The 2,949-nt window shown below is 52.5% G+C and carries 1 rRNA gene; it reads left to right on the forward strand.

The features are described from left to right. Positions 1-2,928 (forward strand): 23S ribosomal RNA (locus AC1RNS_RS26360). The last annotated feature ends 21 nt before the right edge of the window (positions 2,929-2,949 follow it).

The raw sequence follows: 2,949 nt of genomic DNA on the forward strand, positions 1-2,949 counted from the left end.
GGTTAAGTTATTAAGGGCGCACGGCGAATGCCTTGGCACTAGGAGCCGAAGAAGGACGGCACTAACACCGATATGCTTCGGGGAGCTGTAAGTGAGCTTTGATCCGGAGATTTCCGAATGGGGGAACCCACTACGTTTAATCGCGTAGTATCTTGACGTGAATACATAGCGTCTTGAAGGCAGACCCAGGGAACTGAAACATCTAAGTACCTGGAGGAAGAGAAAGAAAAATCGATTCCCTGAGTAGCGGCGAGCGAAACGGGAAGAGCCCAAACCAAGAGGCTTGCCTCTTGGGGTTGTAGGACACTCTATACGGAGTTACAAAAGAGCGAGTTAGATGAAGCGACTTGGAAAGGTCCGCCAGAGCAGGTAAAAGCCCTGTAGTCGAAAGTTCGTTCTCTCCAGAGTGGATCCTGAGTACGGCGGAACACGTGAAATTCCGTCGGAATCCGGGAGGACCATCTCCCAAGGCTAAATACTACCTAGTGACCGATAGTGAACCAGTACCGTGAGGGAAAGGTGAAAAGCACCCCGGAAGGGGAGTGAAAGAGATCCTGAAACCGTGTGCCTACAAGTAGTTAGAGCCCGTTAATGGGTGATAGCGTGCCTTTTGTAGAATGAACCGGCGAGTTACGATTACGTGCGAGGTTAAGCTTTAGAAGGCGGAGCCGCAGCGAAAGCGAGTCTGAATAGGGCGAAATAGTACGTGGTCGTAGACCCGAAACCAGGTGATCTACCCATGTCCAGGGTGAAGGTAAGGTAACACTTACTGGAGGCCCGAACCCACGCACGTTGAAAAGTGCGGGGATGAGGTGTGGGTAGCGGAGAAATTCCAATCGAACTTGGAGATAGCTGGTTCTCTCCGAAATAGCTTTAGGGCTAGCCTCGTGATGAGAATACTGGAGGTAGAGCACTGTTTGGACTAGGGGGCCATCCCGGTTTACCGAATTCAGACAAACTCCGAATGCCAGATATTTATACACGGGAGTCAGACTGCGAGTGATAAGATCCGTAGTCAAAAGGGAAACAGCCCAGACCACCAGCTAAGGTCCCAAAGTAATCGTTAAGTGGAAAAGGATGTGGCGTTGCACAGACAACCAGGATGTTGGCTTAGAAGCAGCCATCATTTAAAGAGTGCGTAATAGCTCACTGGTCGAGTGACGCTGCGCCGAAAATGTATCGGGGCTAAACGATTCACCGAAGCTGTGGATTGACATCTACGATGTCAGTGGTAGGAGAGCGTTCTAAGTGCGTTGAAGTCAGACCGGAAGGACTGGTGGAGCGCTTAGAAGTGAGAATGCCGGTATGAGTAGCGAAAGACGGGTGAGAATCCCGTCCACCGTATGACTAAGGTTTCCTGAGGAAGGCTCGTCCGCTCAGGGTTAGTCGGGACCTAAGCCGAGGCCGATAGGCGTAGGCGATGGACAACAGGTTGATATTCCTGTACCACCTCCTCACCGTTTGAGAAATGGGGGGACGCAGTAGGATAGGGTAAGCGCGCCGTTGGTTGTGCGCGTCCAAGCAGTAAGGCGTGTGTGTAGGCAAATCCGCACACTGTAACGTTGAGCTGTGATGGCGAGTCCGTATGGACGAAGTTCCTGATTTCACACTGCCAAGAAAAGCCTCTATCGAGGTGAGAGGTGCCCGTACCGCAAACCGACACAGGTAGTCGAGGAGAGAATCCTAAGGTGTGCGAGAGAACTCTCGTTAAGGAACTCGGCAAAATGACCCCGTAACTTCGGGAGAAGGGGTGCTCTTGAGCGTGCAAGCGCATGAGAGCCGCAGTGAATAGGCCCAGGCGACTGTTTAGCAAAAACACAGGTCTCTGCAAAACCGTAAGGTGACGTATAGGGGCTGACGCCTGCCCGGTGCTGGAAGGTTAAGAGGAGTGGTTAGCGCAAGCGAAGCTGCGAATTGAAGCCCCAGTAAACGGCGGCCGTAACTATAACGGTCCTAAGGTAGCGAAATTCCTTGTCGGGTAAGTTCCGACCCGCACGAAAGGCGTAACGATCTGGGCACTGTCTCAACGAGAGACTCGGTGAAATTATAGTACCTGTGAAGATGCAGGTTACCCGCGACAGGACGGAAAGACCCCGTGGAGCTTTACTGTAGCCTGATATTGAATTTTGGTACAACTTGTACAGGATAGGTAGGAGCCAGAGATCTCGGAGCGCCAGCTTCGAAGGAGGCGTCGGTGGGATACTACCCTGGTTGTATTGAAATTCTAACCCATGCCCCTTAGCGGGGCAGGAGACAGTGTCAGGCGGACAGTTTGACTGGGGCGGTCGCCTCCTAAAAGGTAACGGAGGCGCCCAAAGGTTCCCTCAGAATGGTTGGAAATCATTCGTAGAGTGTAAAGGCACAAGGGAGCTTGACTGCGAGACCTACAAGTCGAGCAGGGTCGAAAGACGGGCTTAGTGATCCGGTGGTTCCGCATGGAAGGGCCATCGCTCAACGGATAAAAGCTACCCCGGGGATAACAGGCTTATCTCCCCCAAGAGTCCACATCGACGGGGAGGTTTGGCACCTCGATGTCGGCTCATCGCATCCTGGGGCTGTAGTCGGTCCCAAGGGTTGGGCTGTTCGCCCATTAAAGCGGTACGCGAGCTGGGTTCAGAACGTCGTGAGACAGTTCGGTCCCTATCCGTCGTGGGCGTAGGAAATTTGAGAGGAGCTGTCCTTAGTACGAGAGGACCGGGATGGACACACCGCTGGTGTACCAGTTGTCTTGCCAAAGGCATCGCTGGGTAGCTATGTGTGGACGGGATAAGTGCTGAAAGCATCTAAGCATGAAGCCCCCCTCAAGATGAGATTTCCCATTACGCAAGTAAGTAAGATCCCTCAAAGACGATGAGGTAGATAGGTTCGAGGTGGAAGTGTGGTGACACATGGAGCTGACGAATACTAATCGATCGAGGACTTAACCAACATGTTTGAAGCATTCAATGC

Source organism: Lysinibacillus sp. GW821-FHT14F06 (assembly GCF_058803665.1).